The 13,927-nt window shown below is 57.3% G+C and carries 11 protein-coding genes; 4 read left to right on the forward strand and 7 right to left on the reverse strand.

Annotated elements, in window-relative coordinates:
• The first annotated feature begins 5 nt into the window (after positions 1–5).
• Positions 6–821, forward strand: coding sequence for a trehalose-phosphatase (gene otsB, locus BM399_RS08275; protein ID WP_244531155.1), 816 nt, complete (start codon positions 6–8; stop codon positions 819–821).
• Between the two features lie 6 nt (positions 822–827).
• Here otsB and BM399_RS08280 read toward each other — a convergent pair whose 3' ends face one another.
• The 3 genes from BM399_RS08280 to BM399_RS08290 form a co-directional block, all read right to left on the reverse strand.
• Positions 828–2,612, reverse strand: a complete 1,785-nt coding sequence (locus tag BM399_RS08280) for a hypothetical protein (protein WP_092866983.1) — start codon at positions 2,610–2,612, stop codon at positions 828–830.
• Between the two features lie 135 nt (positions 2,613–2,747).
• Positions 2,748–4,520, reverse strand: coding sequence for an ABC transporter ATP-binding protein (locus BM399_RS08285; protein ID WP_092866985.1), 1,773 nt, complete (start codon positions 4,518–4,520; stop codon positions 2,748–2,750).
• A 166-nt stretch (positions 4,521–4,686) separates the two neighbouring features.
• Positions 4,687–5,556 carry a glycosyltransferase family 2 protein gene (locus BM399_RS08290; RefSeq protein ID WP_092866987.1) on the reverse strand — a complete coding sequence of 290 codons (870 nt, stop codon included), beginning with the start codon at positions 5,554–5,556 and terminating at the stop codon, positions 4,687–4,689.
• Between the two features lie 520 nt (positions 5,557–6,076).
• Between BM399_RS08290 and BM399_RS08300 the strand changes: the two genes are divergently transcribed.
• The gene (locus tag BM399_RS08300; protein WP_092866991.1) at positions 6,077–6,580 is read left to right on the forward strand and encodes a ferritin-like domain-containing protein; all 504 of its coding nucleotides are present in this window, start codon (positions 6,077–6,079) and stop codon (positions 6,578–6,580) included.
• A 41-nt stretch (positions 6,581–6,621) separates the two neighbouring features.
• Here the strand turns inward: BM399_RS08300 and BM399_RS08305 are convergent, their stop codons facing one another.
• Both BM399_RS08305 and BM399_RS08310 read right to left on the reverse strand, forming a co-directional pair.
• Positions 6,622–7,203 carry a YdcF family protein gene (locus BM399_RS08305; protein WP_244531156.1) on the reverse strand — a complete coding sequence of 194 codons (582 nt, stop codon included), beginning with the start codon at positions 7,201–7,203 and terminating at the stop codon, positions 6,622–6,624.
• 52 nt (positions 7,204–7,255) lie between these two features.
• Complete coding sequence (locus BM399_RS08310) at positions 7,256–8,485, reverse strand: glycosyltransferase family 4 protein (RefSeq protein ID WP_244531157.1); 1,230 nt, start codon at positions 8,483–8,485, stop codon at positions 7,256–7,258.
• A 243-nt stretch (positions 8,486–8,728) separates the two neighbouring features.
• Here BM399_RS08310 and nusG point away from each other — a divergent pair, with 243 nt between their 5' ends.
• Positions 8,729–9,244, forward strand: coding sequence for a transcription termination/antitermination protein NusG (nusG, locus tag BM399_RS08315; protein ID WP_092866995.1), 516 nt, complete (start codon positions 8,729–8,731; stop codon positions 9,242–9,244).
• 234 nt (positions 9,245–9,478) lie between these two features.
• Entirely contained in the window at positions 9,479–10,384 is a 906-nt protein-coding gene (locus tag BM399_RS08320; protein WP_143111371.1) for a Hint domain-containing protein, read from the forward strand.
• Between the two features lie 308 nt (positions 10,385–10,692).
• On the opposite strand, the gene BM399_RS08325 is transcribed toward BM399_RS08320, so the two are convergent.
• Complete coding sequence (locus BM399_RS08325; RefSeq protein ID WP_244531221.1) at positions 10,693–12,444, reverse strand: carbamoyltransferase family protein; 1,752 nt, start codon at positions 12,442–12,444, stop codon at positions 10,693–10,695.
• A gap of 259 nt (positions 12,445–12,703) precedes the next feature.
• Positions 12,704–13,906 carry an acyltransferase family protein gene (locus tag BM399_RS08330; RefSeq protein WP_092867001.1) on the reverse strand — a complete coding sequence of 401 codons (1,203 nt, stop codon included), beginning with the start codon at positions 13,904–13,906 and terminating at the stop codon, positions 12,704–12,706.
• Positions 13,907–13,927: the final 21 nt, after the last annotated feature.

Raw genomic sequence — 13,927 nt, forward strand, 5'->3', positions numbered from 1 at the left:
TATTCTTGACGCAGCAATTGAAGACAAGCGCCACGTACAGCGAAAACGCCGTGTCGAGCGAGGAGCATGCTATTGCTGCGCGCAAGACGGTCGAGCGTCTCATCGCCAACGGTGAGCCGGTTGCGCTTTTCCTCGACGTCGACGGAACTCTTCTCGACGTTGCGCTGACGCCCTCGACGGTGCACGTACCCACCTACCTTCCGAAGCTTCTCGACGAGATCGCCGAACGGTTGCACGGCGCTTTGGCAATCGTGACCGGGCGGCCGTTGGAAGAAGTTGACCGTCTGCTTCATCCCGCGAAATTCGTGGCGGCCGGCGTTCACGGCGGGCAAATGAGATTGTCCGACAAGGGAAAGATTGAAACGCTCACGCCGGGCTTCAATCCGGAGCTGGTGATGGATCTCAAAAAGATCGTCGAGGATTTGCCCGGCGTCGTCTACGAGGACAAGGGCAGCGGGATTGCGCTGCATTACCGGCTCGCTCCCGAGCTTCAATCGTCCTTGTTGATGCTGCTCGAAACACTCGTGCCGAAATATCCGACCGAATTTTCAATTTGCGAAGGCCGCAAGGTCGTCGAGGTTTTGCCTGTCGGCTTCTCGAAGGGACGCGCACTTAGAAAACTCGCCACGCTCCCGGCGTTTGCCAACAAAATTCCCGTGATGGTCGGGGACGATATCGCCGACGTGGACGCGTTTCGGGCGGCCGAAGACCTTGGCGGGTTTGGGTTGAAGGTTCAGGGCGAAAATTTCTCCGAGTCCGAGTCGTCGTTCTATGGCCCCTCGGAAGTTCTCGACTGGCTTCAAAAAATTGCAAACATCTGACGCCCGCTAGGCGGCTTCGGCCTGCGCCGGTCCTTCGCTCCGGGCGCCGCCCGGTTCATTCAGCACCATCAGAAGCGGCGTCAGTCCATCTGTATCGACGAGCTTGAAGATTTCGATGTCACTCCGCGCCTTTTCGCTCCAGCCCGCGATCTCGAGCGCACGTTCCGCTTTCGAGAAGAGCCCGTGATTTCGAACGGCTCTCTTATCGACGTATTGTTTTAGGTCTTCGCCCGTCAGCCCCTGCTCTTCCGCCCATTTTTTGCGGATTGCGGTCAGGTCGGTATCGCTTCCCTGCGATTCCTCCTTTTTCAATTTCTTGAGTTCGTTCTCCTGGAAGAGCCACCACTTGCCGCCCTTCGGCCAGCGAACGAGATCGAGGTCGCTCAGCACGCCTGCCAATTGATTGACGGCCATTCCTTTCGCGGCTTCGTCCACATTATCGGGATCGCAGCTGTAGAGATTTGGGATCACCAGATACGACGCCTTGTTGTGATGAACGAAGTGCCGGCGCACCCATTCGAGATCGGCGCCGGGCGCCCGATTGATTGCGGTGTCGATCGCATCGCGAATTTGCCGGGCAAGCGTGCCCGAAGGGCGGACGGACGGCGGCTCGCGCGGCGGGTTGATGATCGCCAACGCGAGAAGGCCCATGTCGATGCCGATCGTCGCCAGAAGCGCGATGACATCGCGGCCCGTTATGGGCTCGCCTTCATCGGTGTGTCCGGCCGTTAGGACCTTGCCGCCGGAGACGATGTAACGGAACGCGCTCGCCGTGTAGGCCCCGATATTGCTCCAAAGATTTTTGACGGCATTCGCGACGCCGGCAGGCCCTTCGTTGAACACGGCTTCGCGCAGTTTCAGCTCGGCGGGTTGATCGGCTTGCGCCGCGGCATCGCGCAGCCGCTCGGCGAGCGTCGGATCGAAACACGATGACCCGGATTTTCCAGGCGGCTGCGATACGGAATCGGCGAGCGCGCGCATTTCCGACGCCGTCGATTGACCGAGCTGGTTGCTGCGGGCAGCGATGTTGCGCGCGAGGCCGCGAATTTCGGACGCTTTATTCTCGAAGTTGCGCTGGCGTTCCTCGATCGTCGCGCCGCCGAGCACATCCGCCGCTTGGCGCAGAGACTGCACGTCGGCCTGCACCGGTTCGAGCCACGACTTCGTCATGCCGTCGCGCAGCGCGCTGACGGCGTCGCGCACACTTCTGCGTGCGTTGTAGAGCGGCCCCTTCCCGGCCCCCGATGCAACGCCGCAGCTGCCGCCGCTCGTTTCTTCGCGCGTCATTTGGCTGTCGGACCAAGTGACGACGTTGTCGAGCTGGCCGCGTACGGCGTCGAGCCGCGCCGCGACGGCGGCGCTGGCGTCGCGTGCGTCCTCCTGGAGGCCCGCGAGGCCCGTCTTCGTTGCTTCCTGGCCCGAGATCAAGCTCCACCAGAACCCGTAGCCGAAGCCTATCGACCAGATGGCGAGGAATACGTAGAGCACCCCTGTGATCAGCCGCTGGCCGAATGGCCGCTTGGCGCCGAACGTCTCGCGAAGCGTGAGCCATAGCAGAAACGTCAGCGCTACGACGACCGCCGCGACGAGAACGTCATTCGAGATCGAAATGCCGCCGGCAGGTGCGGCAGGGGTCGACGAGACACCGACGATGAAGTCGCGCATGCCGTGCCAGGTCGCGTATCCCGAGATGATCAGGAGCATGAACGAGGCGATGCCGATCAGCGTGTTTCGGCCGAGGATGTAGTCGATCGTTCTGCTGATCAGGTTTGGCTGCGCTTGATCCGGCATACTCAATCCCCACGCTGACGCTCGGGTATTGAGATAGCGGAATTGCGGGGGATCTGCCGTTGCTCATGAGCAACAGTCGGCGCAATCGCGTGCGCCGGGGCGGCGGCCGGCCGTCAGGACATGCGCGAGACGAGATCAGACCGCTTCCGCCAGCGGCTGTTTGTTTTCGAGATACTTCGCGAATTGAAGCTTGAAGAGGCGATTGTAGGCCCCGCCGTTCGCGATCAACTCATCGTGCGATCCGCTCTCGATGACGCGCCCGGCCTCGATCACATGGATGAGATCGGCGTGCAGGATGGTCGACAGACGGTGAGCGATGACGAGCGTGGTTTTTCCCTTCGTCAGGTTGCGCAGCTCGCGCTGAATGGCGTCCTCGGTTTCGCTATCGAGCGCGGACGTCGGCTCGTCGAGGAGAATGATCGGCGCACTCTTCAGGTAGGCTCGCGCGAGCGCGATGCGCTGGCGCTGGCCGCCCGAGACCTGGGCTCCGAGTTCGCCGACCGGATTTTCGTATCCGCGCGGCAACGACATGATGAATTCATGAGCGCTGGCCGCTTTGGCCGCCTCGATGCATTGTTCGTCGGTAGCGTTGTCGAGGCCGGCTCTGATGTTATCGATGATCGAGCCTTCAAACAGAAATGCATCCTGGCCGACAACGGAAATGTTGTGGCGCAGCGATTTGAGAGAGACATCCGCTATCGCCTGGCCGTCAATCTCGATAACGCCGGAATCGGGCTCCCGAAGCCTTTGCAGCAATGCGAATACAGTTGATTTTCCGCCACCGGAATGGCCGACGAGTGCCGTCACCTTGCCGGCCGGAACCGAGAACGACATTCCATTGATGACGGGTTTGTTCGGGACGTATCTGAACGAGACATCGCGCAGCACGATCTCGCCGTTCCGGATCACAAGCTCGGGGCGCCCGGGAGGTTCATCCTCGCGTGCGGGGCTGTCCATCAATTCATACATCATGCGAACGCCGACGGCGGCTGTTGCGAGCGACAATTGAACGCGCGAGAGCCTGCGGGCGGGATCTGCGCACATCAGAAGAGCCGTGATGAAGGCGAAGAACTGCCCGGGGCTGTCACCGTGATAGAGATTTCGCCAGCCGGCATAGAAAACAACAGCGGCAACCGCACAGCCACCGATCGTCTCCATGAGCGGGTTCACGCCGGCGCCGATGCGGAGCATTTTGTTGGACAGGCGCTGGACAGCTTCGATCGCATCGAACATTCGAACTCGCATCTTGTTTTCGAGCTGGAATGATTTTACGACCTGCGCCCCTTGGCTGACTTCTCGCGTAATCTGAACGATGCCACTCAGCGAGTGAACCTCACTTCGCGTCGCCTTCTTGATGCGTTCGACCATCTTGCGAGACGATAGGGCAGCCACCGGGCCGCCGATCAGCGCAATGGCCGACAGGATCGGATCCAGTGCAATCATCGTGATGACGAGACCGATGATCGTGAAGAGATCGCGCCCGAGGTTCAGAGACACCATGTTCAGCATGTCTCTAACGGCGTTCGCGTTATGCGACATCCTGGTGACGAGTTCGCTCGAGCTGTGTCGCTGAAAGAAAGCGACGTCGACTTTCATCATATGCTCGAACATGCGCTTTTGCGTCTGCGCAACAAGACGATTGCCGATCGTACCGAGAACGACTTCGGAGAAATAAGCGGCAAACCCCTTCGCCACGAATATCCCGACAATGCCAAATGTGATGCCGACGAGCGCGGTACGATTCTGATGCACGAAAATCGTGTCGATCACGTACTTCAGCACGTACGCGCTCAGCGATGTCATGGCCGCGACCAGCAACATACAGACGACAACGAGCGCATACTGCGGCGCATACTCCCGGCCGTTTTCCTTCATGAGCCGTTTCAGGAGATCAAATGTCGTCGGCATAGGTTTCTCTAGGTCGCCCGTCGAAGAATTTGTGTTGGTTTCCGCCCGCTACACGTACGTTGATTTGCGCCCCGGCTAATGTCAACGGTTGCGGCCGCCCGCATCATACACGGATGCCGCCTCTCGCGCGCGCCCCGTGCGCCGCTCGTTAGTACGGCGACGGCTGCTACCCGTACAGTGGCATTTCTGCCGCCGGAGAGACCGCAGCGGCATTGGGGTCGGCTTGACCTTCGACACTTTCTTGGCCATCGGCAATACTATTGGGCTCGGCCCGAGACTTAGAGCTTCTGTCCCGCCACATATGGAAAATCTTCAACAGCCGATAGTCCGCCTGAACCCATGAATACCGGAGGCCGTTCCTGCCTCCCATGAAATGCCGTCTGCCAATGTAGTACTTGAAGAAATTGACGGGAAACTCGATGGCCATTCGCGCCAGGATCTTTGCGGGGGTCGAGTTGGCGTGCTTCGCTGAGAGCTGCATCCTTTCGGCGAGCTTTCGCTTCAGGTCCTCGTAGCTCCGGAATGAATAGTGGTAGGCGGGTGCGCGAAGTATGCCCACGGGGTGGCCGTCGGTTACGACGAGATCGTGCACGATGGAATCGCGGAACCTTACTATCCGGCGATCATACAATCGCACGTACCAGTGATCGCGCGCCCATCGCCTCGGCCGGGAGGTGTTCGGATAGACGAGTTCGATTGGCATGCCATAGGCGACGAAACGCGGGGCGACGTGCGCAAAGAGCGAGATAATTTCTCTCCTCAATGCCGAGGTGACGACCTCGTCCGCATCAAGGTTCAGCACCCAGTCATTACGGCACTGATCTTCCGCAAATCGCTTTTGTCCGCCGAAGCCCAGCCATCGCTGGGTGATCACACGGCAGCCCTCGGATGCCGCTACGCGGACCGTGTCGTCAGTGCTTTCGCTGTCGACGACGACGATCTCATCGACCCACGGGCGAACGGATCGGATGGTACGAGCAATCCGATCGGCTTCATTTTTCGCGATGATGAAACAGGAGATCGGCAATTTATCCATAAAAAATGCCCTTCAGAGGCTTCCTTAAACTCACCTCGCGGATAACTTATGTCCGCCCATCATCTCTTAAAATCGGGTGCCCGCACTTTGCACACTTTTCATTGTCCGGTGCGGCCGGGGGTCTCACGCCACTTTACTGAAATGCATTTGATTCATCCTCGACCTAACGGCCGATGTCGTTCGAACTAACTCAATTTTTTTCGGGCCGCGACCCGTCTGATTTTTCAAATAAACTTGGATATGAGCCGATTAGTCCGCATACACCTCAGGCATCGCGATTGACAGCTCCGGCACGAGTATTTGCACGATTATTATTTCGGAAGTTGCAGCTCTGTCCCGCACCTGCGGCTCCGCGAATACAGAAATTCCGGCTAGCTCCGAAACTCCCCTGTCCTCAACGCGTTTAGAACAAACACTGTTCGGTTTCATTTTCACGGGCTCTGAATGCGCGGTCTCCACTTTCAAGTTGCAGCAACCCAGCGTCCCGCATCGCATCAGATCCGAATGAAGGAATGTCGCCATGGCTACGAGCGGAGATTCTGAGAAACCTGTCACGAGAAGCGAACTGGCCGACCTGCTGAACGAGGATCTCGCTCGGGAGTATCAGGCGATCATCTCCTACACGATCTATTCTCAGGTTCTCAAAGGCGCGCAGTACATGAACATTGCGGATCAATTGGAATCGCATGCGCACGAAGAACTCAAACACGCTCTGATTATCTCGCGGCAGGTGGACTATCTCGGAAAAATGCCGGTCGCGATGCCGAAGCCGGTACGGATCTCGGATGATCCCAAAACCATGTTGAGATACGATCTCGACAATGAAAACCAGACCATCATGAATTATCGTCAGCGTGTTCGGCAGTGCGAGGCCTTAGGCGAATACGCCATGGCGGAACAAATCCGTGAAATCCTCATCGACGAGCAAGATCATCAAATCGATCTCGCGACAGCGCTTGGAGAAGATCCCCCCGATCTGACGAAGCGCACCCCCGAAGAGGCTCGCCCAAGCGCCCACCATTAAAATTGGCCGCCTAAGCGGCGTATCGATAGCGCATCATTCAATCAAGAGCCGCCTACGACGCTCGGTGCCGGAAATGATGCGTCGATCCTTCCCAGTAGCCGATAGAAGAGCAGCCCTGCCCATTCGTGAAGGGCTATGCGATCGGTCCGTCTGTCTGCCGCGGCCGGCCGACTGACCGGCCAAGCCAAAACGGTAAATCCAGCCTTCCGGAAGCACCCTACGGCACGCGGCATGTGGGACCGCGAGGTGACGAGGACCCACTGCTGCGATGGCCTTGGTCTCAAAAGCGCAGCTGTGAAGGTCGCATTCTCGAACGTGTTCGTGGCGTTGGGTTCTATCGTAAGCCTTGCGGCAGAGACCCCATGGTGCGCCACGATGCTGCGAGATTTCACGGGGTCCTCCCCGGTAACCACGACCCTTGCATCAGGATAAACCCGCGCAAGCTCCGCGGCGGCGCTAATTCTTGCGTCGTCGCCGCCGAGTGCAATAATTCCATCGATCGATTGGCCCGGCGACAACCTCTCTGCAGGGAAGCGCGCTTCGAGGGGATGAATTAGAATTTCGCCGATCGGCAACAGCGAGAGTGCTCCGACGGCAGCTATCGTGGCCGCCAGCAAGATCATTAGGCGTTGAGGCCCAAGCATTCGTGACTGCATCATAGCTTAGGGGCGTCGATCAAGAAGCTGACGAATCTAGCATAGTCCGCGATTCTCGATAATTCTTCTTTACTTTCAATTCCGTTAGCACGGCGTCCCACGCCAAAGCCGCTTGCTTCCTGTCGAAGTGCTGTTCGCAATATTCTCTGGCTCGCCGGCCCATGTCCTTAGCCGCTTCGCCGTTCTCAGCCAGTTCCAGGATCCTTTTCGCCAACCCCTCTCCGTCTCCGATGTCGACGACGAAGCCGCAGCCAATTCGTGTGAGATAACGGGCAATTTCTCCGTCCCTATCGCCGATGAATATCGTCGGACGTCCGGCTGCCGCGACACCGTAGAATTTACTCGGCACGATAAGGCCCTCGAGCTCCGCTTTGAGGGAGACCAAGTGGACGTTGGCAACCGACAGCGCTTCGGCAAGTATTTCGCGCGGCTGGTAGTTCTGGAATTGCAAAGACGTGAGCTTGCGGACCTGCGCTTCCCGTTTCAGGGGTTCAAACAACGCCCCTCCCCCAACGAACAGCCAGACGATGTGGGAAGCTTCTTCGGATCGACCGCGCTTTTGCTCGATCGATGCTGCAGCGGCAAGAATGGTATCGATTTCATGGGCCCGCCCCAAATTGCCCGAATAACCCACCACGAATGCCGAGCCCAATTCCCATTTGGATCGCAGCTTATTTGAACCCTGATCAATTGGCCGTATATCACCGCAATTCGTCCAATTCGGAATAATGCGCAGGCGCGAATTATCGACGCCCAACGACATCACCAGCTCAGCCATGCGATCGCCGATGACGATATTCATATCGGCTGCCCGCAGCGATGCGTTCCGCAGAGACTGCAGAGGACGGTACGTCCATCCCGTCACGGCGCCGCCGACTTCCACGGCCTTGGCAACCTCCGGAAAAATATCCTGGAGCCAGTTTACGAAGAGCGCGCCGCGAAGTTTGGCTATCGGCGCCGCCAAGACAGATATCATTGGGGGATCCGTCTTTGCGACGACAACGTCGCCTCTGCGCACTCGAGAGAGCAATGCCCAACTTGCCGACAAATAGAAGGTTAGATAATCGATCGCGCGAAGTGCGAGGTTGGAACGGCCAAATCTCGACGTCCAAACACGGAAAACGTCAACACCTTCAATCCGCTCGCGTGCGGCAAGCTGATCGCGGGGCGCGTCGTAAAGCTGGCGGCTGGTGATGACGGTTACCGGATATCCGGCTCGCGCAAGCCCGAAGGCCAAGTCGGAAAGCATCTGGCTGGTCGCTGAATGGTCCGGATAAAAAAATCGATTTAGGAAGAGTACTCGCATACCTACTCGCCTAAAAATCCGGCCCCTACAAAACTTCTAACACCGCGGCACGCCCGAACTTATGCTCGAAAGATGCGAACCCGGTGCTCGCCCGCCTTTTTCCTTCGTCAGTAGTCAACGTAATTTAAACGTGCACAATTGTCTCGATGTGCACTAGCATCGCGCGATGCGTGGGAAAAAAGTTCGATGAGTGAGGTTCGTTTGACCGATACGGCGAATAAGGCTTGGCTAGCCGTCAATACGCAGCCACATCGAGAAGCTCTCGCGATGGAGAACCTCAAGCGGCAAGAATATATCAGCTACTGCCCCATGGTGCGTAAGCGGATGGTTCGACGCGAAGTACTCCGCCCGATGTTTTCGGGATATATATTTGTGGGGCTCGACCCATCGCAACGCTGGCACCCTGTTCATTCGACATTGGGTGTGAGACGTATTTTGAGTTTTGGCGGTGCACCTAGTCTCGTCGCCGATGGGTTCATCCAAGCTCTCAAAGCACGTGAAATCGATGGCGCTGTGATCCGTCCAGCCCATCCCTATGAAATCGGACAAAAGGTTCGCGTTACGGCTGGTCCTTTCGATGGAATCATCGCAAGCATCGTTGATATGAATGAAGCAGATCGGATTGTCGTATTGTTCGAATTGCTCGGTACAAATGCCAAAGCCAATATTGATATTCGTTCATTGGCGTCGCTAGATATGTGAACAATGTTTTTCGGACGTTTCGTAGTATCTTTTTCGAATAATCCAAAATTGGCTATTTCGTGGCAATGCCGCAACATTTGATTCGTCATATTGCATAGGCACCGCGAGTTCGCTTGACTGGAACGCGGTTAATCGAGCCTCTAACAGAGACTATTTCAAACAAATTTATAGCGGGGTGTTGATATGCGTTCTCATTCTTCTGATGATGTTTCTGCGCAAATGAGAAGCAACAAATTGAGGTCACGCCGTAGTGTCATTCGCAATTTAGTGGGTGGCGCGGCCGTTCTCAGTTTGGCAGTTGGCTCGCGAGCGAGCCCCGCGAAGGCCGGGTCTGGCGGTGGCGGCGGCGGCCCTGGTGGCGGCTGGGGTGGCCCAGGCGGAGGCGGCGGCCCCGGTGGCGGCTGGGGCGGCCCAGGCGGTGGCGGCGGCCCCGGTGGCGGCTGGGGTGGCCCAGGCGGTGACCACGACCCCCGCGATCCCGGTGATCGTTGGGGCCATTGTTTCCTGCGCGGGACGCGCATAAGCACGCCGACAGGCGATATTCCAATTGAATCACTGAAAATAGGCGACCCCATCCTGACAATTTCCGGCGACGTGCAACCGATCCGCTGGATCGGACGCATGAGCTTTAGCCGCCAACAGGGCAAGTCCTGGGGCAAAGGCGTCGCGCCGATCAGGATCTGCCGTTCGGCGATTGCCGATGGCGTCCCGCATACCGACGTTTTGCTGTCGCCAGCGCATATGCTCTTACTGGAGGGTTTTCTGGTTCCGTGCGGGCAGCTTGTGAACGGCATCACAATCAGACAAGAGCGGATGAGTTCTGAAACGCAGCTCGATTACTTCCATATCGAACTCGCCACCCACGACGCCCTATTTGCCGAAGGGCTACCTGCAGAGACACTGCTGGGTGACGCGCGTCGAACTGAATTCGACAACTATCATGAGTACGAACTTCTCTATCCGACCGAAACGCACGTACCGTTCGCGCCGTTCGCACCGATCATTAGCCTCAACGGCGGCCGCGAAGAATTGCGCTCAAGGATGCGGAGCGCGTTCGCGCCGTTCGTTGATCGCCGCGAGCCTTTCGACATCGCTCGAGATCGGTTGGAAGAACGCGCTGAAGAGATGCGGTTAGGCTAAGAACGTAAAGGCTCTGAAAGCCGGCAGTCTAAATCAGCTTACGAATGCGGGGGGCGGGACCGGATAATTGTCGGCCATCGCCGCGAAAGGCTTGCCCCTGGCTTACAATTCGCTTCGCAAGTGCGCCGGAACATCCCAAGGGTCCACAGGGGATTGCATTGCGGCGGTAGGCGAGTCTCTGACATTTTACTGGCGACAGCGAAGATGAGGACTAGACCCAGAGCCAGCTTAGTCGGCAACCAGGCCGTAACGTTCGAAAGAAATTGAAGCAGGCCGCTGTCACTGCGGTGCCTTGTTACCAGAAGCACTCAATTCGTCTGCCGCCTGACCACCCAATCGCCTAGCACCAACACATCCATCTCCGTTCTCAAAAAACAGTCTAGCGCCTCCTCGGGCCGGCAAACGACGGGCTCATTCTCATTGAAGGATGTGTTGAGTACCATTGGCACTCCGGTCAATGCACAAAACGCGTCGATTAGATTCCAATAACGCGGGTTCGTTTGCTTGTAGACTGTCTGAAGCCGACCCGAGCCATCAACGTGCGTTACGGCAGGAATCAAGCAGCGTTTCGATTCCCGAATTTGGAATACCTGCATCATAAAAGGGACGTCATCGTCCTCCTCAAACCATTCGGCGACATGCTCTCGCTGGATGGATGGCGCAAAGGGGCGGAAACTCTCGCGCCGTTTGATCTTTAGGTTCAAGATTTCCTTCATATCCGCTCTGCGAGGATCGCAGATTATTGAGCGATTGCCGAGGGCACGTGGCCCCCACTCCATACGGCCTTGAAACCAGCCCACCACCTTGCCTTGAGCAACGACCTCCGCAGCCCGGTGGCACAGATCCAACTCGTCAGTCACGTTCTCGCTGCTACAGCATTTCGCTGCGAGTTCGTCCGCTCTGCGTTCCAATAGTAGCGCAACATCTTGGCTATCAAGCCCCAATCCAAGATAAGCGTGGTCCATCACAGGGCGGCCTACATCAATGTCTCCCGACAGTGCGGAAGGTGTCGACGCGGAGGAATTACAATCCGGACCGGCAAGTTCGAACCAGACATGCATCGCGGCACCGATGGCGCCTCCCGCATCTCCGGCCGCTGACTGTATGTATGTGCGCTTGAATGGCGATAGCCGCCTGATTTTGCCATTCGCCACCGAGTTCATCGCGCAGCCCCCGGCCAGCGCAAGATCTGTAAGCCGGTAGCGATCATATAGTCGCCCAAGGAGGTGAAAGAACGCTTCTTCGTACATCGCTTGCACCGACCGCGCGATATCACGATGGCGATCGGTCAGTGGTTCGTCGCTTTTCCTAGGTGGACCAAGAAGGGTCTCCATCTCCGGAGAAAACAGAGTTCCGACGTGCGGACTTCCACCCGACCACTCGTAGGGGATCTTCTCTCGGTGGTGGCGGAAATACTTAAGGTCAAGAGCGAATGTCCCGTCGCTTTGCAGCAGAACGATGTGGCGCATCTCGGATAGGAAGCGCGGCTCGCCGTAAGGTGCAAGCCCCATTACCTTGTATTCGTCGCCATAGTGCGGGAAGCCGAGGTACTGTGTCAGTGCCTGATAAAATGCCCCCAGAGAATGCGGGAACCACACCCGCCCGTCGAGCGACAGCGTGGAGTTTCTACCAATCCCCCATGCCGCGCTGGCGAAGTCTCCGAATCCATCAATCGAGACGGCGACGACTTCCCGGAATGGCGATACGAGATAGGACGATGCAAGATGCGCAAGGTGATGCTCGACGCGGCGAACCTTCCCGCGGATTACGTCACCAGGGAACGCCCGCGCGAATTCGCTCTCGATCGACGCTCGCTTTCCCTGATTCCGAACACGATCAATTATCAGCCCTAGGTCGGGTCGACGCGTAGCCGCATAACCAAGGCGACGAAGCATGTTTGCTTTGGGATTGCTGTTGATTGCGATGTAGTCAACATCCGAAAGCCTTGCGCCGGCCTCCTTGAGGCAATAGCGAATGGCTTCCGAGGGGAATCCCGCCCAGTGCTTTATTCGCCGGAAGCGCTCTTCTTCGGCTGCCGCCACGATCCGTCCATCACGCACGCAGCAAGCCGACGCGTCGCCGTGGTAAGCGTTGAGACCAAGAATAATCAATTCAAATTTCCTAACAGAATGGCGAGTGTCTCTTACGCGCGGCCGTCACTGAAAATCGGCGAGCCGCCAATACGATTGGCAATGCCATTTCCTCTGGCCGCCATCTGCAAGCAGCCTGCTGAGCTAACTCTGGGAATTTTTTCGTCATCGCTGCGAGCGTTAGAAAGCCGAAGCGGCGCCTGCTGCGGCTTCAATTGGGATCGCGATCTCAGTTCAGGTCGCTAGGGTTTACGATGTGCGCGTGACTGGGGAGCTGGCCTTCAACACCGCGAAATTGGCCCGGTGGCGGCTTATCCATTGTTGAGCTTTTCATCAAGTGCAAGGTGGCCGCTCTAACAGCCGCTGAATCAGCTTGAGCGGCGGAAAAGTACTTGCTCGCGATGATGCTCGGCTTTTCGATAAGCGCATAAACAACCGCCGAAACAGCAATAGTTGCAAAGATTCCTACAATCACGAATCCGACTTGATGGAGACCGCTTTCCCCGCTCACCAACTTTTGCAGAAGCGCGATTGTGATACCGCCGATCAGCATATGAAAGAGATAGATGCAGTAGCTGAGCGCGCCGAGCTCAGATAGCAGGCGGTTGCTGAGCATCTGAGACAGTGGACGCCACCACACGGCTGCCATTAGCAGAAGCGATGACGCCAAGCTGGCGAGCACGTAGGAATCTCTGGAGAAGCCGAATGCCGCCAGCATTACGCCGGCGTTGAGCCAATAGAGCGCCAGCGCGCCGCGCACTCTGCACAATGTCAGCGCAGCAAGGATGCCGCCGAGGAAGGTGTGAAGATGGTGGTACAGCCATTGTTCGTCGAGTGACACCAGGTTGGCAAGGCGTAAGGCAGACGCTGCGATAAGCAGGAGGGCAACGGCACAAAAGGCGATATCGCGAGGCAGCCCCTGCTCTTCGAATCGATTGAGCAAAAGAACGATTAGCGCAAAGAATACGTAGAACTGTACCTCAACGCCAAGCGTCCAAGCCACGGGAAGGTAGAGTCTTGCGTTGAGAGGCAGGAAGTAAAATATATTCTTGCTCATCTCTACGGCGCTGCCCTCACGCACTGGGAAGATGTCCAAACTTGAGATACTGAGCAGAAGAGGTACACCCAAAAAGTAGGCCGCAAGGGCCGTCCAGTAGGTGGGATCTAAGCGGACGCTGCGCCTAATAAAATACGTGCACACTGCTTTTGATGAGTTGATGGTGCGGTCGTTGTAAAGCGTGTACGCAATGACGAATCCTGAGATGACGAAGAACAATTGGACACCGAATCTCCCCCAGACCGAAGCCGTATTGAAAGCCGACGGCATCGAGTTGCTGACCAGAACGCCGCCATTTTGTGTGTAAGTGTGGAACCAAGCGACACTTAAAGCGGCCATGCCTCGCAAGCCGTCAACGCTGCGAACCTTTTGCATTGTAATGCTTATCGCCAATAG

This window comes from Hyphomicrobium facile, from assembly GCF_900116175.1.
GTDB classification, from domain to species: domain Bacteria; phylum Pseudomonadota; class Alphaproteobacteria; order Rhizobiales; family Hyphomicrobiaceae; genus Hyphomicrobium_B; species Hyphomicrobium_B facile.

Coding starts and splice junctions, on each gene's coding strand:
- BM399_RS08310 (WP_244531157.1), bottom strand. CDS start 8,485: ATGCTTTCCGACTTGGCCTTCGGGCTTGCGCGAGCCGGATATCCGGTA.
- BM399_RS08290 (WP_092866987.1), bottom strand. CDS start 5,556: ATGGATAAATTGCCGATCTCCTGTTTCATCATCGCGAAAAATGAAGCC.
- BM399_RS08300 (WP_092866991.1), top strand. CDS start 6,077: ATGGCTACGAGCGGAGATTCTGAGAAACCTGTCACGAGAAGCGAACTG.
- nusG (WP_092866995.1), top strand. CDS start 8,729: ATGAGTGAGGTTCGTTTGACCGATACGGCGAATAAGGCTTGGCTAGCC.
- BM399_RS08305 (WP_244531156.1), bottom strand. CDS start 7,203: ATGATCTTGCTGGCGGCCACGATAGCTGCCGTCGGAGCACTCTCGCTG.
- BM399_RS08330 (WP_092867001.1), bottom strand. CDS start 13,906: ATGCAAAAGGTTCGCAGCGTTGACGGCTTGCGAGGCATGGCCGCTTTA.
- BM399_RS08280 (WP_092866983.1), bottom strand. CDS start 2,612: ATGCCGGATCAAGCGCAGCCAAACCTGATCAGCAGAACGATCGACTAC.
- BM399_RS08285 (WP_092866985.1), bottom strand. CDS start 4,520: ATGCCGACGACATTTGATCTCCTGAAACGGCTCATGAAGGAAAACGGC.